This window comes from Nostoc sp. C117, assembly GCF_043099735.1.
Classification (GTDB): Bacteria; Cyanobacteriota; Cyanobacteriia; order Cyanobacteriales; family Nostocaceae; genus Nostoc.
On sequence record NZ_CP170991.1, the window covers coordinates 6,683,354 to 6,709,754 of the forward strand.

A 26,401-nucleotide genomic window follows, 5' to 3' on the forward strand; every position below is an offset into this window, starting at 1 on the left:
TTTCAAGTTAAAAATGCTTAACTGAACAGTATTGCGGTATACACACAAATCTCTTAATCTACACCTTTGTTGCATCGACCTGCACCTTTGTTGCATCGACCTGCACCTTTGTTGCATCGACCTGCACCTTTGTTGCATTGACCTACACCTTTGTTGCATTGACCTGCACCTTTGTTACATTGCCCCCTTCCCCTTTCCCCCTTCCCCCTTCCCCCTTCCCCTTTCCCTTTCCCCCTTCCTTCCCCCGATTACACAACACTCTGTAGCTTATAAGCTGCATCATTGAGTTGGTGAGTGCTAACGCGAGTCTGACTGATGCCGATGGCTGTCTCTCTAGCAGAGTTATTAAGTGCATTCATTGCTTGTAAAATTTGCTGAACCGCAATGGATTGCTGGCTAGCGTTTAGCGAGATTTGCTGAATATTCAACACCATTCGGTTGACGGCATCGGTGACACTGGTAAAGACCTCCACCGTCTGCTTGGTTATTGCCGCGCCCTGTTGAGCAGTTTTTGTACTTTCATCTGTCATCACAACGGTTGAGTTGATGGCGAATTGAATGTCATTCACCAGCACATTAATTTTTTCAGCCGATCGCTTACTCCGATCTGCCAGTTTGCGAATTTCGGCGGCGACGATTGCAAAGCCCTTCCCCTGTTCCCCCGCCCGGACTGCCTCTACTGCCGCATTTAGCGCTAGCATATTGGTTTGATTTGCTAGGTCGCTCACCAACCCGGAAATATTGCCAATTTGCTTAGTTTGTTCGTTCAGGCGCAGCATTTGGTCTGCTACTGCACTAACTCTGTGGCTCAAGGCTGCCATTCCTTCCAAGGTGCGGTTCAGTGATTGATTGCCTTGATCTGCCAAATTTAAAACTTGTTGAGCGCTGGTTGAGGCAGTGGATGCTTGCTGGGCAGACTGTTGAGCAGAGGCGCTGAGTTCGTCCATTGTAGTAGTAGTTTCGCTGACCGAGGCTGCCTGTTGGTTGGCAGTGCGTTCTTGTTGCTCAATTGTGGCGGCAATTTCAGCCGTCGAGGTAGCGATCGCACTGGCTGATTCATTTATCCGTCGAGCAGTGCGGCTAATTATCCAGATGCCAGTCAGAACCGACAACAGCAAGGAAAGTCCAGTCGCGGACAGAATTGTGAGCTTGAGCGTATCGAGCGCTGCTTGCTGTTCCTTGGCAGCCAAAATTACATTCTGGTCTTCTCGGCGCTGGATTTCATCGATCGCACTTGTCAGGCGATCGACCATACTGCGGGCATTTTCGTGACTCCAGGTTTCAACAGCTTCCTGAAGCTTACCTTGATTCACTTTGCCAATCAAATCATCCTCAACAACCATTAAGTTATTCAGCAGTCCCTCTAGCCTGGTTAATGACTGTTGCTCTTGCTCTGTTCTGGCAAGCGACATAAGCTTTGACAAAAGCTCGTTGAAGCTTCTTTGAGATTTTTGATATTCGTCAAAAGATGTCTGATTTTTTTCTAGCAAATAGCCCCGAACTGACTTAGAACCGCTCTGCACATTCGTAGCAAGGGCATTAATCGCTGAATTAATGTTATAGGAAGAAACTAAATCTTGCGATCGCTGACTCACTAGGTTGATATTAATAAATATCAGCCCCGCAGAAATTATCAACGCCAGAATGGGAACCCCATAGCTGCCCATAATCCAGTATCTCAGTTTCCAATTTCGCTTATTTTCCATCTTGTTATCTCTTGTGAGTGAATGATTTCTATCATTTGTAATCTTTGCGATCGCACTCTTAAATCAACGGAAAATTACACAAGTTCGTAGTAAGGACTTTAGTCCTTGATTTGAGCGATAAATCGCTCACTACAAACCTGGGCATCACTAGTGCTTCTGTCAACCTAACAATGTGCTTGTGAGGGCTGGGTAAAGGGTAAGGGATTTAAAACTTTTCCCCACCAAGTTCCCTTGGCGAACTACTAGATTTATAGGCGTTAGACTTCTTCATTGACAACCAACACCTCTGAAGTAAGCAATTTAGACAAATTGATAATGCTCATCATGCGATCGCGATAAGGTGCGACACCCTGGAGATAGTCGTCCTTGGCAGAATGCAGGGCAATTGGAGCCGTGGTCATTTGGGAGGGATGGATATACGTCACATCAAAAATGTCATCCACAGCAATGCCCGCCACTCGTTGCTCCAGACGCACGACAACGGCTTGCTGATGCGATGGGCTACGCCCCGCCGTAGGCGATCGCACTCCATTCATGGGCAGATCGACTACATTATTGATGTTAATTAAGGTGACAATTTCGCCCCGCAAGTTGATGTTGCCAACAATGTGCGGTGGACAGCAGGGAATTGGGGTAATCTTGTGAATCTCGGTAAACTCATGCACCGTTTCTAAGCCAAACCCAAAGTACTCACCCGCCAACCCGACAACCGCTAGAGGCAAGAGCGACGCCGAATCTTCGTCATCAACCGAACATCGGAGGGCTTCAGTTCGCTCTTGCAAAATCTGTCGCTCCTGCGAATCGAAATGAGCGTATAAGCCTTGATTTAGGGCTGAATCAGAGGGGTGTTTTAGTGTGTCATTAACTGAGCTGTTGTTAAAATCAGAATTGAGATTGAAAACAGTCTCTATAAAGGCGTGTTGCACCAACAGTTCGGGATTGAGCAATGTAACGATGCCCTCCTCAACGTTGGCAATGCCAGTCACTAATCTATCTTGCAAATTCTCTTTTGACTGACTACAAACATTGGCAGCGATCCGATCGGGTGCGATCGCTTGTACGCTATCCACTTGATTGACGATGATTCCGATTCGTTGAGTTTGCCACTCCACGACAATCATGCTGTCAGTCAATTGAAAAGGGGGACGTGCTTGTTCTAAACGGCGATATAAATCCATGACGGGGAGAAACTTCCCTCGCAGGTTAATCACGCCTAAAATTGTACTAGGAGTTTGTGCGATCGCAGTCACTTCTGGCAGAAAGAAGAGTTCTTGCACGGCTGTAGCCGGAATCCCATAGCCTGAGTGATTGAGTTTAAACATTAAATAAGATTCATGGCTCATAACTAGTTGAATTTAAGTGCTTAAGAACGTGTGCTTTTAATTCAGCAGGGGTTTGCTGGTTATGGGAATCGATCGCTTGTTGGGGTAGATTTTCCAAAATTTCTAGAAGCGATCGCCAGGTTTTTTGAGCCTGTTTTTCATTTCCCTCTCGTTCGTATATAGAACCCAATTCCAGGTGAGCAGTAACAGAATTAGGAGCGAGATAAATAATACGTTTTAAAAATAATTTGGCACTGTCGCTATCTCCTTGTTCTTCGGCGATTTGAGCCAACAAATGATAGGGTTCGATCGCCAATGGGCTGATCTGGAGTGCCTGCTGACACGCCTGATTCGCCTGGGAGTAATTGCCAAAATTCGCGTAAGCTTCTGCCATCAAACAATATGCCTGAAAGTGTTGGGGGGCAACAGCAATCAGTTGTTGGGCTATTTGAATGACATCGGCATAAGCTTCTTGAATTAGCGATTCTTTGGCTGTATCTAAAAGAGTTTGAGTGTTGGCGCTCACATCGAAGCCCGTCTCCAAGCTTGGGAGAGAGGGGTAAGAAATTTCGGTTTCCCTGCTCTCAATGGCAGCAGGTGTTATGGTATTTAAGGCTTTGCTCTGCTCGTCGAGTGAGGGATGCCTTTGATAAACCGCAGATTGCAGAAAATTTTTGACTTGAAACGGTTCAGTTTTTTGCCCCTGTAATTCCGTGTGTCCTGTGAGCAGAAACCCTCCCGGTGTCAGAGAGCAGTAAAACTTGTCTATAACTTGGGCGATCGCGTTGAAGTCAAAATAAATAAACACATTCCGGCAAATAATCAAATCGAAATCGTAAATGCTGGATGCGTAAGCGGGATAGTTATCCTGCATTAGGTTTCCAGGTTGAAATGTAACCATTGCTTGAATAGCAGGATCGATTTTCCAACCTTTTTTGTGGGATCGAAAGTAGCGATCTTTAATCTCTGGAGTGGTTGTCCGAAAAGACCAATCGCTATAAATTCCTTGTTGAGCCAGGGCGATCGCGCGTTGATTAATATCTGTGCCTAAAATCAGAATGTCCCATGTCTGATTGTCAGGGATTAGTTCCTTCACCAGAATGGCAAGTGAGTAAGCTTCTTCACCAGTCGAACACCCGGCACTCCAAAGCCGTAATGTCGGCCGATAAAATTCTCCATTGCCAGCAGCGTTGTACTGAGTTAAACTAAGCTCCCGTTTGCGCTCAATTAACTCTGGGAGCAGCTGATTTTTGAGCAGCCACATCTGCCCCTGATCCCGAAAAAAATAAGTTTCAGTGACAGTGAGTAAAGAGATTAGTTCTTGCCACTCAGTCGCACCAGGAACTAATTGATTTCTTGCCACCAAGAACTGATAATACTCATTGAGTGAGCATAATCCCAGCGCCCGGATGCGAGTTAAAAGATTTTTCTTTAATCTATCTTGATACTGTGCCTTGATGTGAATGCCGAATGTTTCAGCAATCAGATCGACCATCTGTAACAAACTAAAGTTATCACTGTGTTGAGAATTAGGTTCAAGTAAAATGGGGCGATCGCTGCTTATCTGATTCATCACTACATGATTTTTGAGCCGATACGCTTAGGTTTCCCATTTCAATTTTTTTATTCGGATTTGTATGATATTTGGTATTGAACTGATATACAAGAACCTATCCCACTAATGCAAGAATGTGGTAATCTACTTCTCAATGGAGTTGAGCGTATGGTGTGATGTCCGGACGTTTTGAAGGATTGAGCGACCTGGAATAGAAGTTATTTGAGGATATGTTTCCCAAGGAGCCAGAAAAGCGTGGCAAAGGAATGCCTCATGCTACATATCGCTATGTATTAAATAGTCTACTGTATATTTTGATTACTGCGTGTCGATGGTGTGATCTACCACAGGGGGATAGCTTCATCAACAAGACTCAAACAATTGCTGCCAGTGGGACAAGGAATTACCCTACGTGCTATTGAAACTGACAAATACAAGCGCTTGGTCGCAGAGGTGTTTGTCGAGAATCTCAGTGTCAACCTCAATATGGTGCAAGAGGGTCAGGCTGTGGTCTATCGTCAGTACCTCAAAGGTTGCCCACAATCTAAAGATAGTTTGTTGCAGGGTGAAAACACCGCCAAACAACAGCGTTTAGCATTTTGGAGTCAGGCTAATCGTGTGATGCCTTGGGACTTCCGCCACAGAGCTACCCAAAAGACAACTTCTCAGGCGATTCAACCGCAGCAACAGAATAACTGTGATCCCTCTTACCCAGATTTTTGCATTCCAAAGAATTCACCTGATTTGAATCCTACCTTCCGCACCCCTAACTGTCACAAAGGGAAATTACGGAGAGAAAAAAGTCAAGTGAGAAACAAAATAGACATTATTAGTCAAAAAAGAGATTTGAGTAACCATGAATCATAAAAAATGGCATCAAAATGAGAGTGTCAATAAGGGGTAATAAGAACTGAGGGCAGGAATGAGTCTAAGATAAATAAATGAAGATGTTAAAGACTGAAATCATAAATTAGAGTAATAAATGAAAGTTATAAACTAAAATTATTGACATAGTAAATTAGAACTATGAATCAAATAAATTAGCTCCGAGTTTTGTCGAGATTAAATTATACGAAGTTGCCAAAGATAGTATTGTTACATTTGGTTATATTGAACACAACCAGGAAAATCCGACTTTTCCTTTCACAGTGGTGGGATTATTCATCAACCATTGACAGCGTTCAATCAAGACGGTCTCTAAAGAATCGAGAGTATGAAATACTTGATTGGCTAATCGTTCTCTCAGTAATGGCCAGATACACTCAGTTGGGTTAAGTTGAGTCCTGGTATGGAGGAAGAGAGTACATGATGATGTCTTTTGGGACAGTGAGATGACGAGTGGTATGCCAACCGGCTTGGTCAACAAGTAAAATAATTAACTTGTCACCAGTAGAGTTAACTTGAGCCGCAAAGGCATTAAGTGCAATTTGCATTACAGTCGTATTCACTCTGGGCAAAATAAATAAACAGCTATTGCCAGTTTGAGGGTGGACAAAACCGTAGGTGTATAACCACTTGTAGCGCGGATAACGATCAGCATTTGGACGTTGACCAATGAGCGCCCAAGTTCGACGGACAACTGGTTTGAGTCCTAAACGTGCCTCGTCCTGTGCCCATACTTCTACACGCTTATGAGGGCATAACCAAGGCATTAATCGGACGAAGGACTGGAGTTGGGCTTTAAAAAATGCCCTTTGCTCTGGGGTGGCGCTACGCTCGTGTAAAGGTCTCGGCGCTTGTAAACTAAAACCTAAGTGTTTGAGATACTTCCATGCTGTTGCCCGATGTATACTAATGCCAAACTGTTGTTTAATCAATTCTCCAACTTTTGGTCCACTCCACAAACCACCATCTTCTGGAGGTAACTTTAATTTTTTAAAAAGTTCCTCAAGTTGTTCTGTTGTTAAGGCTTTGTGTTTGCCTCCGGGGCTTTTTTGATGTCCGTCTACAATCCCCTCTGGTCCAGTAGTGTTGTAACGACGAGCAATTTTCCGCACCCAATCAGCACTTAAGCCTGTAATCGACGCTACTTGCTCAACTTTCATCGGATTACCAGGTCGGCTCAATAGGCGAATCACCAACCATCGAGTCCGTTCTTTGACATCTCGACAACGACGATAGCGTTGGTTTAACTCTGCATAATCCAGGTGAGGAATGATATCGATCCGAGTCCGAGGCATCACTGCACACTGATTTTACTTCCTCTAAATAATACTATCTATCGCAACTTGGTATCAGAGATGTTGTGGCAGATTTATATCGCCGAAGATGGAGAGTTGAAGAAGCTTTTTACACAGTCAAACGCCTGCTGGGACTATCTTATTTATGGACTGGTTCTATTAATGGTGTGAAGTTACAAGTCTGGGCTACCTGGCTGTTTTATGCTGTTTTGGTTGACTTGGGAGATGCGGTTGCTGACGAATTATCTCTACCGTTTGACCGCATTTCTTTGGAGATGATTTTCCGGGGTTTGTACCATTTTAGTGTTGCCTACGACAAAGGTAACGCTGATGACCCGATTAAGTACTTTGCTGCAAAAGAAAATCAAGATTTAGGAGTTTGTCAAAGCCATACGAAAGCCAGTCTCAAAGCTGGATTTATCGCCTTTTCCCGCACCCTCTTGACAAAAGTCCAATCACTCTAACCTCTCACTGATGGTGGAAATATGGCTTTTGAAGTCGGCAAGATTACCCGCCAGATTCGGGATATCGCCAAGTCTCACAAAATCCCTGTTTTCTTGGGCTGTCAAATTAATCGGGGGAATCAAACAACGGCTGATAAACGCCCCAATCGTCATCTGTTACGTAATTCTGGTGAAATCTTTGAGGTTTGTGACCAGTTAATTATGCTTTACCGCGATGCTGTCTACACAAAAGACCCAAGCGACCGCACTATTGAGTTGATTGTTGAGAAAAACCGCCTTTACGGTAAGCTCGGTACTGCGACGATGTTGTGCGATTTATCTACATCAAAATTTTTGAACTTGGCCAGGTAATTTTGTGTACATCAATGAACTAAAAGAATATGCAACAAATGGCACAGGATATAGCCAATATGGTCGAGCGCTGAATTATTTAATTGACAAATTCTGAGCATGAAATCGAAGCGAGCGCATTCCAAATTGAAATAGAACAGGAGAATAATAAATGGTTCAAACTTACCATCAACTCTTACAACAATGGGCTACTCTTGCGCCTAATGAATGCTCTACTACCGGACACTACAGATACCAGATCAAGATACTACCAATGGTTGAAAACTCCTCTTTTAGTAACCCTTGGCGCTCAATTAATTCAGAAAATTTTACATGGCGGCTTCATCTGGGCGAAGACTTGATTTTAGAACAATTAAACTTTGTTTTACTAACAGTCTTATATCGTTGTTCTGCCCGTCAAAGTAATATCAATTTTACCATGATTGAACTTGGGACTATCGTTACAATCTCTAATGGCTTAAAGTCACAGCCACATCCACATCCAGCACTTGCAGCGTTGGATGCTTATGTTCAATTGCTGAATTTTTAGAGGGTGGTAGATGAATAAAACTAAACCAATATACTTTCTGGGGTGTAACTTTCCTGAAAAAATTGCTGGACTGAATTGCCCTGTTATGATTTCGGTAAATGGCTTTTTTAAGAGAAGAGGCAACTCATATACTTGCCGAAAAGCTCTTTTTGATGGTGGAAACCAACCAGTTATTATTGACAGTGGTGCATTTAGCCGTATCTCTAGACTCTACGGCTACAAAAATCATTTACCCACCAGGACTTACGCTCAAGTTATCTGGCGATTCAAAAACTGCTGTAATCTTGTGGCCGTGGTGGTTCAGGATTATATGTGTGAGAGTTATATCCTCTCTATCACAGGGCTAGACATCCCAACTCATCAACGTTTGACCTTGCATCGCTATGATCGCCTAGTTCAAGAGCTAGACAAATTAGCCCAATCCACTGGTGAAGCACCACCTCATATCATGCCCGTGCTACAGGCTTACGAGCCAGATGATTACATGAGGCACTTGGATAATTACGGCTCACGCATCAAGACTGGTGATTGGGTTGGTATTGGCTCAGTCTGTAAGCGAAATTCTAATCCTGGTTCAATTTGGGCAATCCTCCACCGACTGCCAACAGATTTTCGCTATCACGGCTTCGGAGTTAAACGAACTGCTTTAGCTGATGCAGCGATTCGCAGTTGTTTTTATTCAGTTGATTCTCAAGCCGGCTCACTGGGAAGTTATGGGAAGCCTCGCAAACAAAAAAAATATCAATATGCTAACGACTGGAATCATGCTTTGAACTACCGCCAATCTGTAATTGATTCTCCTGTACAACTATCGCTATTGCCATTTTTAGAGGTCAATTCATGAAAGCGCTATCCGTTCGTTAGCCTTGGGCATGGGCAATTCTTTATGCTCTCAAAAATGTTGAAAACCGAGGCTGGCCTATCAATTATCGCGGCGACATTCTGATTCACGCTGCAAAAACCTGTACCAAGAAAGAGTATCAGCTAGCGAGAGAATTTTGCCAAGGGATGGGGGTAGTAATCCCAGAGTTAATCTCTCTACGTCGCGGTCAAGTCATCGGTATTGTCACAATAGTTGATTGCAAGTTTTCACAAGTTGCGTCTGGCTGGGGAATGCCTGGGCAATATCACTGGAAGCTGGAGAATCCGCGAGAAATCACACCGATTCCTTACATTGGGCAACTGGGGATTTTTGAAGTGCCTGATGATTGTGCCCTTACCTGCCTTGCCCAGACAGCCAAAGCAGGTAAGGGCGGCGAAACTACCGATGACCTGGATTAACGATGCGTGGTTTTACAGTGTGGAATGGATGTCTCCCAGCATTTCTGAAAAAGGTGACGAGGTTTTTACGTCTAGAGATTCCATCGCACGGGTAACTGACTACGATTTGGAGAGGGTGCGATTATGACAGTCTTGACCTCATATTATCGTGGCGAAAGCATTTCAATCTCGTTGTATCCTCCCGAAAACTGGAAAGGCAAACACCTCCCACTGTTCGCGCCAACTCCAGAACTTTTGAAATGGTGGAAGTCATCAGCTCAAGATGCTGAAGCTGAAAAGAGAGTACGAGCGTCGGTTGCGAGGGATTCTTCACTCTTCGGCAGCAGTTGATTGAGCTTTGGGTGAATTGGCAACGGCAGAACCCTAGTGATATAAGGCTCTCGCTGTTATGAAAACTAGGGGATTTAAATGTAACTAGTAGTTAATATTTGATATTGATTTGGGCAAAATGATCTCAGGCTTTTTTGATGACAGTAGATTTGTCCAATTTATCTAACGATAACTTCTTCACCAACAAATTCATATATATGAGCAACTGTACCAAAACAAAACTTCCACATGACTATCACATTTTCAAGTTACTTTACTTTGGGAATAGATAAATCAATTCACTGTATTGAGATATGCATAGCCTTCTCAATGTTTAAAACTAAAAATTAGTGAATTTGTATGTCTATTGAAGAGTTAAATCAAGAGTTAACTAGATTACGTCAATGCCTTCAGCAACTAAAAACAGATAATGCTGAACTACGCCAGGCAGTTCTAGAATATACTACTCAATTAAAGCAACACAAGAGCGAACAGCAAGCTGCACTGCTTGAGCGCCAACGGATAGAAGAACAACTCCAAACTACTCAACAGTTTCTGTATTCTGTGATTCAAACCATGCCTGTAGCAGTTTTTGTCAAAGATGTGGTTGATCTGCGAATTGTCTTATGTAATCAAGCTGCGGAAAAGTTAGCTGGTGTCAGTGCCGATGAAATTTTAGGAAAGAACGACTACGACCTATTCCCCAGAGAAGAGGCCGATTTTTTTACTACGCGAGATCGCGAAGCACTTAATAGCAAAAAATTATTAGAGATTCCTGAAGAAATAATTCGGACAAAAAGCGGCGAAACCCGCATTTTGCAGATTAAAAAAGCTCCGATTCTTGATTCTCAAGGACAGCCTAAATATTTATTAGTGGTTCGATACGACATTACGGAACATAAACAAGCAGAGGCTCAACTCAAACAGCAAGCAATAGAACTAGAGCAAACTCTCAAAAAATTACAAAGTACTCAAGCTCAACTTATCCAAAGTGAGAAAATGTCTTCTCTGGGTCAATTAGTTGCTGGAGTTGCCCATGAAATCAATAATCCAGTAAATTTTATCTCCGGCAATTTAACTTACGCTAACAAATATATCCAACAACTACTGAATCTACTTCATCTTTACCGCATAAACTATCCGAATCCGGCTCAAGAAATTCAAATGACAATTCAAGAGATGGAATTCGATTTTTTAGTAGAAGATTTGCTAAAATTACTCTCTTCAATGGAAATTGGTGCTGAACGCATACAGCAAATTGTAGTTTCTCTTCGTATCTTTTCGCGGCTAGATGAAGCCGAGTTAAAAGCAGTAGATATTCATCAGGGTATTGAAAGTACATTGAGTATTTTAGAGCATCGTTTAAAACCCAGAGCTAATCATGTAGAAATTCAGGTTCTTAAAGATTATGACGATTTACCTTTAGTTGAGTGCTATGCTGGCCAGCTAAATCAAGTATTTATGAATATTTTGTCCAATGCAATCGATGCTTTAGAAGAGGCATTAATTCAAGGGAAACTCTCGCATAACCACCCACAAATTCGGATTTGTACTCAACAACTGAATCCTCAACAAATAGTTATTCGGATCATCGATAATGGCCTTGGTATTCCCGAACAAGTTAAACAAAAGTTATTTGATCCTTTTTTTACTACCAAAGATGTGGGGAAAGGTACTGGTTTAGGTTTATCGATTAGCTATCAGATTATTACCGAACGGCATGGTGGTTCGTTAGAGTGTGTTTCTTCTCTTGAAGAGGGAGCAGAACTTATTATTACAATTCCAGTTGTACAACCCAAACAGTAATTTTGATTCAAAATGTGTGATTGCAGGTATCTGGAATATAGCGAGGATTTTGGGGATTGGTCGGAACTTGGGGTGCTGGCAGTGCTTTCGGGGTTACAGCAGGAGTTCTATCGGGGGCAGTTGGTGGGGTCCGGCTGAGGGTGGAGTGTCTTGCGGGAGCGGCGAAGTTACAAGGCTTTCCTGACTGGTACGAATTCCCTAACGAAACTGCTACGGCTGGGTCATCAGTGAGAGGTTAGAGTGATTGGACTTTTGTCAAGAGGGTGCGGGAAAAGGCGATAAATCCAGCTTTGAGACTGGCTTTCGTATGGCTTTGACAAACTCCTAAATCTTGATTTTCTTTTGCAGCAAAGTACTTAATCGGGTCATCAGCGTTACCTTTGTCGTAGGCAACACTAAAATGGTACAAACCCCGGAAAATCATCTCCAAAGAAATGCGGTCAAACGGTAGAGATAATTCGTCAGCAACCGCATCTCCCAAGTCAACCAAAACAGCATAAAACAGCCAGGTAGCCCAGACTTGTAACTTCACACCATTAATAGAACCAGTCCATAAATAAGATAGTCCCAGCAGGCGTTTGACTGTGTAAAAAGCTTCTTCAACTCTCCATCTTCGGCGATATAAATCTGCCACAACATCTCTGAGGTAATATTTGTGGATCGAGGACAGAAGTAACATAAGAATATGTGCTTTTACCAACCTTAATTTCTATTAAACGTAAAGTGAGTACTGGTGCGCCACGACGAACAGTGCCAAGTTGAATCAATCGGTCTTTAGTAGGAGTATTATGTTTGTGTACGTGGTCAGAGTTTTGCTTTGGTCGCTTGGGCATGGCGGTAAACCAAACTTTTCATTAACTCGTTTAATAATTGAATTTACCTAACAATGTTGCCCACTTCTTATAAATTTATTCTGCCGTTACAATACCTTTTCGCTTGAAATTTTAACTCTCAAAAAGTTTTTGATAATGATAATCAAACAGAGGGGAAAGGAGGCGAGCGACGCTCGCCTCCTTTCCCCTCCCCCACGCACGATTATCATTTTCAATAAGGCTATTTTGAGTATTTTAACTAATTGACAAAATGCGCTTTATTTTAACCTCTCACGGATGGGGCAAAAGTGGATGTTGGGGAATAGTCAACCATGTAGGTGAATTCAGCTGCACTGTAAAACTCTGGGATGGTGAGTACACCGTTTGCAGCACCTGAAGTCCTTCAACTACCTGCCTGCCGAATGTCAGCAGATGCAGGTGATTTGCGATCGCATTAATCAACGTGAGTTCGACAGAGCTAAAAAAGGGCAGGAGGTAGAGCAAGTAAGCCTTTTGGGTAAATGTCAATAGAAGGTTTTTTAGGCAAATAAGTATAAGCAGCTAAACCAGCCATTAAATTAACCAAAAAGTTAAATGGACTACGATGGCGAGAATGTTCGATTTGACATATATTTTTTAGATGGTCATTGACGGACTCAATCACAGCGCGTTTGCGTAACAGAATCTTATCAATCAGTTTTACCAAACGGTTTTTCATTTTCTTCTTAGATTTTGTGACTAACTGCAATCCGCGCTCATATAACTCCTCAAATAATTTTTGAGAGATGTATCCTCTGTCACCAAAAAGTTTACCAATTAAGTCACGAGTCATTTCTGGAACTGGTTTTCGGTCATCTACATTCGCCGGAGTTAATGAAAATGCAAGTAATTCTCCGCAATCATTAATAATCAAATGAAGTTTAAATCCAAAGTGCCAACCTACAGAATTTTTACCCCATTCTACTAAGCCTTTAAATACCTTATGAGAATGGGCTCGACAGTTATGACAAACATTAATCGGAGTGGAATCAATAAAGCTAATCCCTGTAATTTCTCCTGTACGTGTATGTAAAAAGCAACATAATAACATTAAGCACCAAGGCATCAATTCCACAAACCGAGTGTAGCTGACCAAATTCGGAAATGCTTGATGCCAACTTTGAAGCACATGCAGAGTGTAGAATTCCTTGAAAGTCTTATATCCACTGCCATGAAACGCAATGACTATTGTCATTACCTCTGATAAACACATCCTCGATTTACTGCGACGCTCTCCAGAAGTAGACGGTAATTGTGGTATTTGCTGCCATAGATTTTCCCATTGGTTACAGAAATCATCTACATCCCAGAATATTTGAGTGATATCGAGCCGAGATACAATGGTAGACATAGCCGAGACCTTGATTTTTCTTAGATATTTTTAGTCTCGGCATTTTTTTGTCACTTTTTCACAGATTCTCAATCAATCGTAGCGATCGCCTGAACAATACCCAATTGTGCAAATCTATATATGGCAAGCTTTTTTGGCTTTTTCTAACCGTCGAACTCGCATTAATCAGGTGTATTCCGATTCGCTGGAGGAGACAGTTTAAAGTCTGTTGCAGTTATTGGGAAAGGTGAATCGGCCTTATTTAACTGAGTTAGAAGAAAAACTTTTGAGCCTTCTAGAGTCTGAAGTTAAAGTGAATAGCTTTTAAGCAAGCTGTCGGTAGAACTGCCAGTAATTCCAAAGAACAAGGCAGTTCATGTAGTCGTAGATTCAACTGGGGTGAAAGTCTATGGTGAAGGCGAATGGAAAGTGCGTACACATGGGATTGGTAAAAGGCGGACATGGCGCAAATTGCATCTAGGAGTTGATGAAGAGAGTGGAGAAATTCTCGGCGCAGTTGTCACTACTAATGATGTAGCTGATTGTCAGGTGCTAACAGACATATTGGAGCAGATAGATGCGCTGATAGCGCAGGTTTGTGGTGATGGTGGCTATGACACATTTGACTGTTATGATACTATTGCCGAGCGCGGGGCAAAAGCGACAATTCCACCTCGTAGCAACGCCAAAATTCAACAACCAAATAATCAAGCACAGCCACACCCTAGAGATGAAAATCCGCAGCGGGTGAACCAAGTCGGGCGTAAGCAGTGGAAACTTGAAAGCGGGTATCATCGCCGTTCATTGTCCGAAACAGCGATCTTTCGCCTCAAAATCATCTTTGGTGGCAAGTTGAGACGACGCTTTTTTGATAATCAGGCTGTCGAGTTATTCTTACAATGCGCTACGCTCAATCGCATGATTCAGTTAGGTAAGCCCGACTTTTATAAAGTTGAAGACTAATTCCTATCGTCACTTCGGATTGGTGTGTCTTTTTTTCCTTTCATGCAACAAAGCCCTGTCAGGGTACAACTGTAGTACTAAGGCAAACCTTTAAATACTTAGCAAGTTCTTGAACATGAGGCATTGTCATTATTGTTGTATGATTTCCTTCAATTGAATAAGTCTTAACTGGCTCACCGATAAATTGACTCCAGCCATAGGATTCCTCCTGCCAAAGTTCTGAAGGGATAAGATCAACAAATTCAGGAGAAATATCAAGAGCACGAAATACTATGATGGGAGTTTTATAAATTTGCTTTTGAGAATAACAAAGTTGATGATTTGCCTTAATGACTTTTAAAATACTAGGACTTACGCATTGACAAAAAGGATCATCTATGAAGTCTAGATAATGCCATCACTGCTAAGGTTTGCAAAAATATGCTCACGTACAACTAATGTGAACATATTCCGTTGTACCTCGTACCAATTGCTAATTATTTTTTCAGACCGCATAAACTCCAATCTAATAAAAGCTTGAAGTGAACAAAATATGTGAGTCTTGATTGCATAGGTATCCCTAACCATGAATCGACAAATTCCACATACTTGTTTTATGGCTCGATGAAAGGTTTCAATTCCCCAATGGGTATCATGAATTGTGATAAATTCATTTCTGGTTATGTCCTTGATTCTTTCTTCATCTGGAACATACAAAATATAGTGTCTAGAGTCTTCTTTCTTGAAGTCTTTCCTAAACAACTTTATGAATCCAAATTCTTTCAGATGAGTTCTTAATCCTGACTCTGGAATCACCAAAGTACTTACCTGGCAATACTTATGCGGTTCATTTGAGACAGTTCTATTTTTTTCAATCCCGAATAGAAAACCCAGCTTCTGGTTTTTTAGAAATTTTAAATTCTCTACTCCTGAATACCAACTATCTCCTGTTACTATTCTTGGCTTGACTCCCCAGCTTATTATTTCACTCACCATTTCTCGAAAATAATCGTTTTTTGTTTTCGCCTCCTTTTTGTCATATATTCTGTAATTTATTGGGACTGAATTACCGTTAGTATCGCTGTAATATAAAGTGATTAAATTTAAGCCAATAATAGCTTTATGGGCTTTTACTGACCAAAAATAACTGATTAATTCGGCATTTTTTGGGTCGCTGTAAATCTTTTCTATTACTGTATCGTCTACACTTAATATCCCTCCTACCAAGTTAATGATTTTCTCTACTATGTTGAATAAATCTTTCGCTTCGTATCTCTCTCTCAACAAAAACCGATTCACACTATCATGTGAAACGTCTCCCAATATCTCTGCCAACCTACTGCACCCCCCAAACTTTGGCTCTGACAGCAGAAATAAGGTGTAGAGGTCTAGATTGCATTGTCCTGTGGATGGTTTAGTAATTTCTCTAATTGTCCGATACCTATAAAGTAAACAACCCTTATTTATGAATTCACTATTTTGTTATTCTGTCAATGCGTAAGTCCTAAATACCATAAGGTAACTGTATTTTACTTCCAGACGGAGAAAAATTAATCTGCTGTAACTGCTCTCCAATGTATTTGAGTTGTTTATCGGGTGCTAGAGATTGAAGAAATTCATTACTGATATCCAGCTTTTTACCATACATCAACTCGATGTTCCTAAGCAAACCACTTAATAATTTAATATCATCTAACTTAGTATTAAGTTGAAGTATAGGTGGTGGAGCATCGAAAATAGCAACCAAAGCAACTTCATGTCCCTTTTGCTGAAACTGCTGTGCCATCTCAAATGCAACTTTTGAGCCAAAGCAGTGACCACCAAGAAGGTAAGGACCATTTGGTTGGACTGCCTGAATTGCTTGAATGTAGTATGCGGCCATATCTTCAAGCTGAGTGAAAGGTTGAGATTTTCCATCCAGTCCCCGAGCTTGCAACCCATAAAAGGGTTGGTCTGAACCCAAAGCCTGTGCTAATTGATAAAGATAGATTGGAATTCCTTCAACTCCAGGTACGCAGAAAAAAGGTTGCTTGCTACCATTAGGTTGGAGTGGTACTAACGGCGACCAAGATTGTATATTTATTTCTTCACGGATTGCCAGAGCAAGGTGTTCTATAGTTGGACCTTGGAAAAGAATTGAAGCAGTTAATTCTTTTCCAAACTGCTGTTGAATAGGTTCTAACAAGCTAAAAGCTTTTAGAGAATCGCCGCCCAGTTCAAAGAAGTTGTCCTTAACTCCAATTGGGCTAACATCTAGCACCCGTTCCCAAATCTTGGCTAGTTTTATCTCTACAGTGTCACTGGGAAAGATTATAGTTTCTTGCAACTGCTGCTGACGTTCTTCAGGCGGTTTAATGTTGAGTAATTTTGCCATAGAGAGACGTTGAAGTTTCCCAGTATCTCCACGAGGGAGTTCGTCAAGAATGTGAAATCGAGCCGGTACTTTGAAGTCTGCCAATCGCTCTAAGCAGTGTAAGCGCAGTTCTTGTTCATCCACTTCAGTGTTTAACACCAATGCTGCATGAATGTTTTCTCCTAGTGTTTTATGGGTCACAGCAAAGGCGAGAGCTTCTTTTACAGCAGGATGGCGTAATAATACGTCATCTATTTCTACAGGAGAAATTTTTTCACCACCCCGGTTAATGAGTTCTTTTAAACGTCCGGTAAGAAATAAATACCCATCTTCATCTAGTTTACCTTGATCGCCAGTGCGAAACCAACCGTTGACAAAAGCACTAGCGTTTACTTCTGGGTCATGTTCGTAACCGTCAATAATATTGGTTCCTTTGATCACTACTTCCCCTAATTTACCTTTGGGAAGTAAATTACCGCTCTTGTCCATAATTTCGACTTTTACTTCTTTGCTGTAACCTACACTTCCTAGTTTGCGTACAGTCGGCGGTAAAGGATTAGTCGTCATCATGTGTGCAGCTTCTGTCATACTGTAGGACTCCAACACAGGAGCTTTTAATGTTGCCTCCATCTGCTCAATCACAATGGGTGACAAAGGAGCGCTGCTGGAACGCACAAAACGAAAACGGTTAGTTTCAACAATCTCTAAGTTGTTATTTGCCTGATCTAATACCATTTGATGGATGGTTGGTGCCGCTGAATACCAAGTGGGTTTAAACTTTTCAACTAGTTGCCAAAACTCTAAACTATTAAACCCAACTGGACAAATCACCGTTCCGCCAGAAGCAAATGTTGACAGCATCGACCCTACCAGCCCGTGAATGTGAAACAGTGGCATAATTAAAAGAGTTTTGTCATCTGCCATCAAAGAATAAGCTTTTTGAATGTGAGCGGCTGATGCTGCTAGATGACGATGACGAATTGGAACTCGCTTAGGACGACTAGTTGTGCCACTCGTATGCAAAATCACCGCCACGTCGTCAGGAGATGCTACTTCTACTGGGTGGGGACAATTGACTTCAGAAATACCTTCAAATCTAAGTGTACCGTTAGCTTTGGTATGAGCATAAAGTAGCATCATTTCTGGCGTTAAGGCAGCCAAAGCTTGTTCAACAGTTCCAGGTAAAGTAATCAACGCTTTGGCTTGGGTATCTTTATAGTAAAAAGAAAATTCTTCTTTTTTATATCTTGAATTTAATGGACAAGCAATCGCACAAAGAGCGCTAGCTAGAAATGTAATTATCATTTCTGGGCTATTGGGGATTGCAAGCGCAATGCGATTTCCCCGTTTTAAACCAAAGCTATTAAGCTGAGATACCAGTTCAACAACATTTTCTCGTAGTTGCTTGTAAGTCAAAGTCGGACGACCTGGCGTGACTAAGGCTATTTGTTCGTCACTACCTGCCAATAAATCTAATAAATTCATAAGATATTCGCTTTCAGATTTTCAATTGTCAAAATTAGAACACTTATTAACATTTAGATACATACTACAAAGCAGAACTTGAAGAGTAGCGGCTTTTCCTTAGACTGCCAGCTATTTTCTAAACCACCTGTCAGATTGTCCGTAACCAGCCATTGTATGTTTGTTCTAGCGCTTCAGCAATACCTGTCTGTTCTAAAAAAGACATAGGAAACGTTTAAAAAATTTATCCTCTACAAATCACACCTAAAAATTAGTTAATTCATAGAGTTAAGACATAGATTAATAAATCAAATTTATCAAATAATTTCAGTCATTAATCAATAGCTTATCTGAATAAAATTGGCTTACCCAACGCCGATATTTCATGATAGGCCCATCACCATCGCAAAGGATTGGGTCACTGCAATAAATCTTGTTTTCCCAAATTGTTATATCTTCATCTTGAGCTTCTTTAACATCAGAATTGATTATTTTGGCTATAAGAGAGGTTATAGCTTGATTGACAATTGTCTTCATACTAAAGAGTAAGCGAACCTCAATATACTCTTCATCAATTGGGGTTGTCAGAAATAAATATATCCAATCGATATTAATTTTTCCTTTTAAAGATACATGAAAAATTTCGTATCCCGATCCATAACGAGTAATTTTAATTGGAAATTCATTTTCAACCCCTAAAACTTTAGCAGCAAAGGAAGGTTTTAAATTAACAGATATTTGATGGATAAGCGTCGAACCATTTACTTCTAAAAACTCGCTTTTAGCATAGTTAAATACCTTTGAATGTACAAATGAAAAGTGAGCGGTATCGTAACTATTTTCTCCGTACTCTGCAATATTTGTGCGTACTTTCCATTGATGAAGAAAGCGCAATTCAGTCCATTCCCCAGAAGTATATTCAGATATATTTGGGATATTCCACTGAGGGGGAATATTCTCTGTATGATGGTACATCAGAATTAATCCATTAACTTCATGGACTAGCCAAGTAGGGATTTGTGCTTTAGGGGGGATTTTATTAGTGTATGGTACATCTATACATTGACCATTGCCTCCGAACTTCCACCCGTGAAACGGACATTGGATAGCTTCTCCTTCAACTCGTCCCCCATAGCCAAGATGCGCCCCCAAATGTGGGCAATGAGCATTGAGAATATGAGGAGTGCCATTCTTGGTACGAAATAAAATAAAATCTTTTCCAAAGTAGCGAAGCGCTCTAATTTTTCCAGGAGGAATATCTTTGCTTAATGCAACAACAAACCAACCATTTGGAAAAGTTGAAAATGCTGAACGAGAACTGAAAGCCTGTGTGTTTAATTTCCCTATTAAATTCATTAACTAACCTCAAATTTTAATGACTGATGTACAGGTATGCGTCCCTATAGATTAATCGCTAGCTAGTCAATTAATTGAGTTTCGCAAACTGAGAAGCTCGAATTTTTGCTAATTCTTTCCCAGTTGTACCCATAGTGTAGAGGATCTGATCTTTGTATTGATTGCTCCATTAATGACTTGTTCTGCTTGTGTCCGGTCTGCAACATCAGCTGAGATAGCTATAATATCCTGAGTAGAATGCGATCGCATTACCTCAATTTCTGCCTTTGCTGTTGCCAATACATTTTCGTTACGAGCGATAATCGAAATATTTGCACCAAGACTTGCTAATAATTTCGCTGTAGCCTTACCAATTCCACTAGAACCACCAGTAATAATAACGTGTTTTTGAGAGTAATTCATCAAAAATGTTGATATTAACGTAGATTACTTACTTTTTATTTTCGTCCATTCTTCAACTAAAGTATCCACAGTGAAATGAATTTGTTCCTCTGTATGATTACAACTAATAAAAAAGCGTAGACGAGCTGCGTTTTCTGGAACAGATGGATAAAACATCGGTTGAACGTTGATGTCTCGATTAAAAAGTGCTTCTGCCAACTGTATAGACTGTAAAGATTTACCAAGAATAATTGACACTATAGCTGAGTCACCACTCATACCTGTATTAAGTCCTCGTTCCTTAGCTAATTCCAAGAATAATTTTGCTCGTTGCTGAAGACAAGAGACTCGCTCTGGTTGAGCTTTCAGTAACCTAATAGCTGCTAATGCTGCTCCTGCGTTGGGTGGCGAAATACCTACACTATAAACAAAGCCTGGAGCAGTATATTTCAGGTATTTCACCAATGCTTTGCACCCTGCAATATAACCACCGCAACTAGCAAACGATTTACTAAGAGTACCCATCCATAAATCTACATCAATAGGATCAATCGCAAAATATTCACCAATTCCCCGGCCTTGCTTACCAAGAACACCAATAGAATGAGCTTCGTCTACCATTAAAAAAGCTTTATGACGTTTCTTGACCTCGATAAATTTTGGTAGATTGGGGATATCTCCATCTGCACTGTAAACACCTTCAATAACAACAAGTACCCTTTTATAATTATGACGGTGTTCGTATAGTATTTTATCGAGTGCTTGCCATTCGTTATGAGGAAAAGCAATCATAGTTGCTCCAGAAAGCAAACAGCCTTCTAAAATACTATTATGGTCAAGTAGGTCATAGACAATTAAGTCATCTCGTCCGAATAAATGACTAATTGTTGCCACATTAGTCGCATGACCTCCAACATATACAATACAGTCTTCAGTGCCGATCAAGTCTGCTATTTCTTTCTCTAACTCAAGATGCAATAACTTTTCTCCTGAAGAAATTCGGCTAGCAGAAACGGAAGTCCCATAATAATCAATGGCTTGTTTGGCTGCTTTTGATATTGTTGAGTCGCCAGACATTCCTAAGTAATTATAGGTGGAATAGTTAATCAGTTTCCTTTGATCTACGATTGTTGTATCCTTTGCAACTCCATCGTGAACTGTAAAAAAGGGATTAGTAGTACCTAAAGCCTCAATTTCTGCTAGTTGTTGCTCTAATTGAAGGTACTTAGGATAGAACTCAAAATTATAATACTCTGGCAGAATTTCAACGTATTTTGTATTTTCTATGAGTGAATTATTAGGCTCCTTGTCTGCACTTAATTCAGAAATTGATTCTGAAACATTCATCTGTTCAGCTAAATATAAACTCAAAGTGTTGATATTGGAATAATCCCAAAATAGAGTAGGGGAAAACTTATGATTTAAGATTTTTTCTAGGTTAGCTGATAAATTTATAGCTTCTAGTGAACTTATGCTGTAATCACTAAAATCTTTATAAATATCTATTTCACCAGGCTCTCTCTCTAGTCTTTCCGCTAACATAGAGATTAACAAACTTTGAATAGCTTCTACATTTGAAAACGAATTTGAGTGTATGGGAAGAGAATAAACTTTATTTTCTACCACTGTTTCTAACTCCTTAACAAGCACTTGTGATTTGCGATTATTGAAAATAAACTAGAGAAAATAGTTTATCTTCTCTGTATAACTTCAGCATTTTTTCAGCTACTCTATCCTCTACAAAGCACACCTAAAAATTAGTTAATTCATAGAGTTAAGACATAGATACTGCTGAAGTTGCTCAGATAAACTCTTCAACAAAGGTGCTAGTTGGTTGTTTATAAAAAAGTGGTCTCCTGGAAACATTTCCATCAGAAAAGAATTACGAGTTTGATAACGCCATGCAGCAATCTCTTGTTGAGTCACTATTGTATCTTCCATACCTCCAAAAGCTGATATTGGGCAATCAAAAGGTTCATCAGGATGGTAGATATATGTTTCTTCGAGTTCTGCATCAGACCGCAAAGCAGGTAAAAATAGTTGTATTAACTTTGGGTTTTGCAAAATTTCTTCTGGAACACTATTAGCACGACGCAAATGCTCTATAAATTCGATATCAGAGAATTTAGAAAAGGGAGTAATCTTCTTAGGTAATTGAGGTGCGCGACAACTAGCAATGAATAAATGAACTGGATATGAGTTACCTTGGCGTTGTAGTTGACGAGTAACTTCAAAGCAGATATTTGCACCTAAACTATGACCAAAAAAGGCGAACGGTTTATCGGTATCAGGAGTCATTTGAGTAACTAATACTTGGACGAGAGACTCCATAGAAGTGAAAGGAGTTTCTCGCAACCTGCTACCTCTTCCAGGTAGCTGCAATCCATAAACTTCTATACTTTCTGGCAAAAATTTATGCCAATTACGAAAAGCGTGCGGACCAGAACCACCATGTGGAAAGCAAAATAGACGAATACGTGCTTGGGGATTTGGTTGAGAACAAACCCACGAGGAGATGCGAGGAGGTGAACTCAGCAGATATTTGGTTTCAAGCATTAAATCTATATTTTAGTAACCGGAGAAACTAAGAGAGAATTGTTTATGGTTAAATCTTATATTTCTCTGCTAAATAGTTAGCCAGAGACTCAATGCTAGAGTAACTGTATGGTAGACTAGGGTCTACTTCATATCCTAGCCATTGTTCCAAATCACTAGTCATAGTTACAGTAATAAGAGAATCTAAACCATAACGATCAAAAGTAGCTTTTATATCCATTTTATCTGGATTAAGTTCTAATACTTTAGAAAGATAAGAAACTAACCAGACTTGAATTGCTGCTTCTGTTGGAACCTGCTTTTTGATATCTACTTCCGAGTAATCAATTTTGTTCATACTTATTTGTGTAGAGATATTAGGGACGTCAGAATTTTGGATTTGTACTCTTTCAAACTTCATAGTTTTAATAAGTATAGTTGATCGATCAAAACGACTTTGGAACTTACCTAAGCGACCTTATCGTATGCAGCTTTTTTAGATTCAATCATTTGCTTAGTAGGAATCTTAACATCCCAAACTAAACCTAATTTTTCTAGCCCACGGATAACCCGCGCACCAAAATCAAATTGCCACCATTCCAGTCCAAAGATTGCTGAGTTAATAAAGGCATGATGATTGTTATGCCAAGACTCGCCTAATGTAGGAATAGCTAACCAAATATTGTTAGTACTATGGTCATTAGTGTGGAAAGGACGGGAACCATAAAAGTGGGTGATTGAGTTGATACTCAAGGTCATATTTTCACACAGGAAAAGTCGCACTAATCCTCCCCAGAGAAATCCATACAAAGCACCTATTAAAGATCCTCTGATTATTCCTCCCATAATCGTAGGAATTGCCAGTCCCAGAAATAACCAAACTAAATACAATTGATTAACTTTCAAGATAATCTTGTCTCGCAAAAGTTCTGGCGCGTAGTAAATCGGGTTAGGAATTTCATGATTGAATATCCAATTAACGTGAGCGTGCCATAGTCCATACAACCAAGCGAAATTTCCATCTTTTTGAAGATGTGGTGAGTGAGGGTCGCCTGGTTGGTCGCTGTATTCATGGTGTCGTCTATGTACAGTTACCCAGTAAATTAATGGGCCTTGTCCGGCCATGCAGCCAAAGATTGTGAGGATAACTTTTATCGCTGTGTTGGTTTGAAAGGCTCGATGGGCAAAGTGTCGATGGAATCCTACAGTAATTCCACTACCGGTCAATATCCACATCCCTAAAAGTAGACCTATTTCAACATAGCCAATCTGATATGTGTTCAGCAGAGCGATCGCAGTAACAAACCCTAATAAAGGAATTAGAGTAATTGCAAAACCACGCAGATGCTGTGAAGCCAGCATACTACTATTTGGAATTATTTTTTTACTTTTATCAGGAAAACTCGTCATTAATTTTTGCTCTTTTTCAAAACCATTGTTTGTAGACATTATGTTTACTGACTTCATATTTAAATAATGCTTTGCCAGACGGTTTGACATTTATTTAAAATAAGCAATTGATCCCTTTTGATATCTGCCATCTACCTTGCTTGATAAACACAGAATATAGATGAGAAGTTGGTTAGGGATGAGCGATGGAATCAGGGACAAGCTCGTTACTCACTACAGATCGCATTATCCGACTTGTTTTCCTCTACACAAGGATGTTGCTGTTGGAAGTTTCTTTGGCTTTGAGGATTTTGTAACCACTCTCCCACTACAGTTAGACTTTTATCCAAAAACCTACTTCGACAAACACCGCGTTGGATTTTACCACTGGAGGTTTTGGGTATGTTGCCAGGTTTGAGTAATTGCAGACCATACACTTGTAGATCGTGTTCCTTAGCAATGGCGCGTCGAATTTCTCCAATCACTATCTCTGAATCAAGCTGCCGCAGAGTTGTGCGTTCTATTTCCTGCACCACAACTAATTTTTCTTCGCCATCCACTTGCACAGCAAAAGCTGCTCCGCAGCCCAGTCGTAAAGATGGATGACTCTGCTGAACCGTCTGCTCAATATCTTGAGGATAATGGTTGCGACCTCGAATGATAATCACATCCTTCAAGCGGCCAGTAATAAAGAGTTCGCCTCTGTGCAAAAATCCTAAGTCGCCGGTACGCAAAAATGGTCCTTCACCAGTGTCTGCAAGGACGGCTTGGAAGGTCTTTTTAGTCTGCTCAGGTTGATTCCAATAGCCCTGAGCTACACTCGCACTTGATACCCAAATCTCTCCTACTCGATCGGGTGGACACTGACAACTAGTTTCATAGTCAACAATTGTGACTTTTTGCTCTAACAAAGTATGACCACAACTGACAATTGCACGCACATCTGAGGAATTGTCAGTTGCTTTCACTACTTGATTCTGTGTTAAAGCTACTGAATCCACAGAGTAAATTACAGGAGAAGCTGTTTTTAACCCTCCCGAAACCAATAAAGTTGTCTCAGCCATGCCATAGCAGGGGTAAAATGCCTCCTCTCGAAAGCCGCAAGCATGAAAAGTCGTGGTAAATTCTGTCAATGTTTCGCTACGAATTGGCTCTGCTCCGTTGAAAGCCACATCCCAGCTACTTAGATCGAGACTTCCTCGCTGTTGAGGCGTAATCTTGTTAATACATAAGTCATAAGCAAAATTCGGTCCGCCGCTTGTAGTGGCTTTGTAACGAGAAATAGCCATCAGCCAGCGCACAGGCTTCTGAAGAAAGTCGATTGGCGACATCAGTATGACTGGAAAACCACTGTAGATGGGCTGTAACACTCCACCAATCAACCCCATATCATGATAAGGCGGCAGCCAGATTACTCCCTGGCTGTTGGGCGTATGCTCGAAATACTTTTGAATCAGAGCTAAATTGTGCAAGATATTTCCATGACTCACCATCACACCCTTTGGTTTTCCTGTAGATCCTGATGTGTACTGGAGAAAAGCTAGGGCGTCATTGTCCTCTTCAGGATATTGCCAATCTATCCCCTGATTGCTATCTATGTTATCGGTTGCTAACCAATGCACTGTAGGCATTTCTAAACTTTCTACCCATTTTGGCTCCAGGTTAGCTAATAATGGTGTAGTTGTTAAAGCAACCTTTGCTTGAGCATCTATCACCAGTGCCTGAAGACGAAACAGATTTTGGTTTACTCTTGGTGGATAAGCAGGAACTGCTATCACCCCAGCATACAGACATCCAAAAAAGGCAGTAATGAAATCTAGTCCTGACGGATATAGCAGCAAGACCCGCTCTCCAGCAGAAGCTTTAAATCTAATCTGGTAAGCAATTTTTTGCGCCTTGGTGTCTAGTTCTTGATAAGTTAATCTGCCTGATTCTGTTTCGCCATTTTGAAGAAAGATGAAAGCTGTTCGATTTGGTTGTTGTAACGCTCTGTAGCGCAGTAGGTCTACTAGAGTGGCGAATTGCCGTTTACTATTCGTGGTGTAATTTGAACAAAGCGACATCGCTCTCTCTTGGAGTAGTGTTATTAAAAGGTTGGAAATCTAAACTTTAAAAATTGGAGCAAACATTAATTTATTTGGTCAATTTATTTTATATTTCAATAGATATTCAATAATAAAGTTTTTGCTTTAAGAGGGGATTATATAATCTATAGAAGTTAGTTAAATTCTAGTTATGATGTAGTATTTATCGTATCTCAATTGTAGTTTACACGGTTGGCTGGCAGCATCTGAAGT

General features: G+C 40.7%; 20 protein-coding genes and 4 pseudogenes. 9 read left to right on the forward strand and 15 right to left on the reverse strand.

Features of this window, described 5'->3' with window-relative positions:
- Window positions 1-248: 248 nt before the first annotated feature.
- The 3 genes from ACFG4S_RS28580 to ACFG4S_RS28590 all read right to left on the reverse strand — a co-directional run bounded on the left by ACFG4S_RS28580 (window position 249) and on the right by ACFG4S_RS28590 (window position 4,601).
- The gene (locus ACFG4S_RS28580; protein ID WP_392532286.1) at window positions 249-1,706 is read right to left on the reverse strand and encodes a methyl-accepting chemotaxis protein; all 1,458 of its coding nucleotides are present in this window, start codon (window positions 1,704-1,706) and stop codon (window positions 249-251) included.
- 257 nt (window positions 1,707-1,963) lie between these two features.
- On the reverse strand, window positions 1,964-3,049 hold the full coding sequence (locus tag ACFG4S_RS28585; RefSeq protein WP_392532287.1) for a chemotaxis protein CheW: 1,086 nt from the start codon (window positions 3,047-3,049) through the stop codon (window positions 1,964-1,966).
- Entirely contained in the window at window positions 3,039-4,601 is a 1,563-nt protein-coding gene (locus tag ACFG4S_RS28590; protein WP_392532288.1) for a CheR family methyltransferase, read from the reverse strand. Before ACFG4S_RS28590 ends, ACFG4S_RS28585 begins: the two co-directional genes overlap by 11 nt.
- Window positions 4,602-4,919: 318 nt before the next feature.
- On the opposite strand from ACFG4S_RS28590, the gene ACFG4S_RS28595 reads away from it, so the two are divergent.
- The gene (locus ACFG4S_RS28595) at window positions 4,920-5,450 is read left to right on the forward strand and encodes a thermonuclease family protein (RefSeq protein WP_392532289.1); all 531 of its coding nucleotides are present in this window, start codon (window positions 4,920-4,922) and stop codon (window positions 5,448-5,450) included.
- 238 nt (window positions 5,451-5,688) lie between these two features.
- Here ACFG4S_RS28595 and ACFG4S_RS28600 read toward each other — a convergent pair.
- Window positions 5,689-6,763, reverse strand: a pseudogene (locus ACFG4S_RS28600) (IS630 family transposase).
- Between the two features lie 62 nt (window positions 6,764-6,825).
- On the opposite strand from ACFG4S_RS28600, the pseudogene ACFG4S_RS28605 reads away from it, so the two are divergent.
- From ACFG4S_RS28605 to ACFG4S_RS28635, 7 genes and pseudogenes are all read left to right on the forward strand, one after another.
- Window positions 6,826-7,207: pseudogene (locus ACFG4S_RS28605) on the forward strand (IS4 family transposase); the annotation flags it as partial.
- Between the two features lie 41 nt (window positions 7,208-7,248).
- The gene (locus ACFG4S_RS28610) at window positions 7,249-7,578 is read left to right on the forward strand and encodes a DnaB-like helicase C-terminal domain-containing protein (RefSeq protein WP_392532290.1); all 330 of its coding nucleotides are present in this window, start codon (window positions 7,249-7,251) and stop codon (window positions 7,576-7,578) included.
- A 151-nt stretch (window positions 7,579-7,729) separates the two neighbouring features.
- A complete protein-coding gene (locus ACFG4S_RS28615) occupies window positions 7,730-8,107 on the forward strand; it encodes a hypothetical protein (protein ID WP_392532291.1) in 378 nt (125 codons plus the stop codon).
- 10 nt (window positions 8,108-8,117) lie between these two features.
- Window positions 8,118-8,951, forward strand: coding sequence for a hypothetical protein (locus tag ACFG4S_RS28620; protein ID WP_392532292.1), 834 nt, complete (start codon window positions 8,118-8,120; stop codon window positions 8,949-8,951).
- A 164-nt stretch (window positions 8,952-9,115) separates the two neighbouring features.
- Window positions 9,116-9,388, forward strand: a complete 273-nt coding sequence (locus ACFG4S_RS28625) for a hypothetical protein (RefSeq protein ID WP_392532293.1) — start codon at window positions 9,116-9,118, stop codon at window positions 9,386-9,388.
- On the forward strand, window positions 9,375-9,515 hold the full coding sequence (locus ACFG4S_RS28630) for a hypothetical protein (protein ID WP_392532294.1): 141 nt from the start codon (window positions 9,375-9,377) through the stop codon (window positions 9,513-9,515). Before ACFG4S_RS28625 ends, ACFG4S_RS28630 begins: the two co-directional genes overlap by 14 nt.
- Window positions 9,516-10,057: 542 nt before the next feature.
- Entirely contained in the window at window positions 10,058-11,503 is a 1,446-nt protein-coding gene (locus ACFG4S_RS28635; protein ID WP_392532295.1) for an ATP-binding protein, read from the forward strand.
- 267 nt (window positions 11,504-11,770) lie between these two features.
- Here the strand turns inward: ACFG4S_RS28635 and ACFG4S_RS28640 are convergent.
- A pseudogene (locus ACFG4S_RS28640) lies at window positions 11,771-12,348 on the reverse strand (transposase); the annotation flags it as partial.
- A 445-nt stretch (window positions 12,349-12,793) separates the two neighbouring features.
- Complete coding sequence (locus ACFG4S_RS28645) at window positions 12,794-13,705, reverse strand: IS982 family transposase (RefSeq protein WP_392530720.1); 912 nt, start codon at window positions 13,703-13,705, stop codon at window positions 12,794-12,796.
- 309 nt (window positions 13,706-14,014) lie between these two features.
- On the opposite strand from ACFG4S_RS28645, the pseudogene ACFG4S_RS28650 reads away from it, so the two are divergent.
- Window positions 14,015-14,647, forward strand: a pseudogene (locus tag ACFG4S_RS28650) (IS5 family transposase); the annotation flags it as partial.
- A gap of 384 nt (window positions 14,648-15,031) precedes the next feature.
- On the opposite strand, the gene ACFG4S_RS28655 reads toward ACFG4S_RS28650, so the two are convergent.
- The 9 genes from ACFG4S_RS28655 to ACFG4S_RS28695 form a co-directional block, all read right to left on the reverse strand.
- Complete coding sequence (locus ACFG4S_RS28655) at window positions 15,032-15,997, reverse strand: transposase (protein ID WP_392536101.1); 966 nt, start codon at window positions 15,995-15,997, stop codon at window positions 15,032-15,034.
- A 133-nt stretch (window positions 15,998-16,130) separates the two neighbouring features.
- Complete coding sequence (locus ACFG4S_RS28660; protein WP_392532296.1) at window positions 16,131-18,464, reverse strand: AMP-binding protein; 2,334 nt, start codon at window positions 18,462-18,464, stop codon at window positions 16,131-16,133.
- A gap of 306 nt (window positions 18,465-18,770) precedes the next feature.
- Window positions 18,771-19,799 (reverse strand): Rieske 2Fe-2S domain-containing protein, encoded by a 1,029-nt coding sequence (locus tag ACFG4S_RS28665; RefSeq protein WP_392532297.1) that lies wholly within the window; start codon window positions 19,797-19,799, stop codon window positions 18,771-18,773.
- Window positions 19,800-19,907: 108 nt separating this feature from the next.
- Entirely contained in the window at window positions 19,908-20,201 is a 294-nt protein-coding gene (locus ACFG4S_RS28670; protein ID WP_392532298.1) for an SDR family NAD(P)-dependent oxidoreductase, read from the reverse strand.
- Between the two features lie 24 nt (window positions 20,202-20,225).
- Window positions 20,226-21,806 (reverse strand): aminotransferase class I/II-fold pyridoxal phosphate-dependent enzyme, encoded by a 1,581-nt coding sequence (locus ACFG4S_RS28675; RefSeq protein WP_392532257.1) that lies wholly within the window; start codon window positions 21,804-21,806, stop codon window positions 20,226-20,228.
- A 135-nt stretch (window positions 21,807-21,941) separates the two neighbouring features.
- A complete protein-coding gene (locus ACFG4S_RS28680; protein WP_392532258.1) occupies window positions 21,942-22,736 on the reverse strand; it encodes a thioesterase II family protein in 795 nt (264 codons plus the stop codon).
- Between the two features lie 49 nt (window positions 22,737-22,785).
- Window positions 22,786-23,073 (reverse strand): acyl carrier protein, encoded by a 288-nt coding sequence (locus ACFG4S_RS28685; RefSeq protein ID WP_392532259.1) that lies wholly within the window; start codon window positions 23,071-23,073, stop codon window positions 22,786-22,788.
- 110 nt (window positions 23,074-23,183) lie between these two features.
- Window positions 23,184-24,164 (reverse strand): acyl-CoA desaturase, encoded by a 981-nt coding sequence (locus tag ACFG4S_RS28690; RefSeq protein ID WP_392532260.1) that lies wholly within the window; start codon window positions 24,162-24,164, stop codon window positions 23,184-23,186.
- Between the two features lie 167 nt (window positions 24,165-24,331).
- Complete coding sequence (locus ACFG4S_RS28695) at window positions 24,332-26,167, reverse strand: fatty acyl-AMP ligase (protein WP_392532261.1); 1,836 nt, start codon at window positions 26,165-26,167, stop codon at window positions 24,332-24,334.
- Window positions 26,168-26,401: the final 234 nt, after the last annotated feature.

Coding starts and splice junctions, on each gene's coding strand:
- ACFG4S_RS28690 (WP_392532260.1), bottom strand. CDS start 24,164: ATGTCTACAAACAATGGTTTTGAAAAAGAGCAAAAATTAATGACGAGT.
- ACFG4S_RS28625 (WP_392532293.1), top strand. CDS start 9,116: ATGGGGGTAGTAATCCCAGAGTTAATCTCTCTACGTCGCGGTCAAGTC.
- ACFG4S_RS28695 (WP_392532261.1), bottom strand. CDS start 26,167: ATGTCGCTTTGTTCAAATTACACCACGAATAGTAAACGGCAATTCGCC.
- ACFG4S_RS28580 (WP_392532286.1), bottom strand. CDS start 1,706: ATGGAAAATAAGCGAAATTGGAAACTGAGATACTGGATTATGGGCAGC.
- ACFG4S_RS28620 (WP_392532292.1), top strand. CDS start 8,118: ATGAATAAAACTAAACCAATATACTTTCTGGGGTGTAACTTTCCTGAA.
- ACFG4S_RS28645 (WP_392530720.1), bottom strand. CDS start 13,705: ATGTCTACCATTGTATCTCGGCTCGATATCACTCAAATATTCTGGGAT.
- ACFG4S_RS28630 (WP_392532294.1), top strand. CDS start 9,375: ATGACCTGGATTAACGATGCGTGGTTTTACAGTGTGGAATGGATGTCT.
- ACFG4S_RS28610 (WP_392532290.1), top strand. CDS start 7,249: ATGGCTTTTGAAGTCGGCAAGATTACCCGCCAGATTCGGGATATCGCC.
- ACFG4S_RS28660 (WP_392532296.1), bottom strand. CDS start 18,464: ATGAATTTATTAGATTTATTGGCAGGTAGTGACGAACAAATAGCCTTA.
- ACFG4S_RS28585 (WP_392532287.1), bottom strand. CDS start 3,049: ATGAGCCATGAATCTTATTTAATGTTTAAACTCAATCACTCAGGCTAT.
- ACFG4S_RS28615 (WP_392532291.1), top strand. CDS start 7,730: ATGGTTCAAACTTACCATCAACTCTTACAACAATGGGCTACTCTTGCG.
- ACFG4S_RS28670 (WP_392532298.1), bottom strand. CDS start 20,201: ATGAATTACTCTCAAAAACACGTTATTATTACTGGTGGTTCTAGTGGA.
- ACFG4S_RS28635 (WP_392532295.1), top strand. CDS start 10,058: ATGTCTATTGAAGAGTTAAATCAAGAGTTAACTAGATTACGTCAATGC.
- ACFG4S_RS28680 (WP_392532258.1), bottom strand. CDS start 22,736: ATGCTTGAAACCAAATATCTGCTGAGTTCACCTCCTCGCATCTCCTCG.
- ACFG4S_RS28665 (WP_392532297.1), bottom strand. CDS start 19,799: ATGAATTTAATAGGGAAATTAAACACACAGGCTTTCAGTTCTCGTTCA.
- ACFG4S_RS28590 (WP_392532288.1), bottom strand. CDS start 4,601: ATGAATCAGATAAGCAGCGATCGCCCCATTTTACTTGAACCTAATTCT.
- ACFG4S_RS28685 (WP_392532259.1), bottom strand. CDS start 23,073: ATGAACAAAATTGATTACTCGGAAGTAGATATCAAAAAGCAGGTTCCA.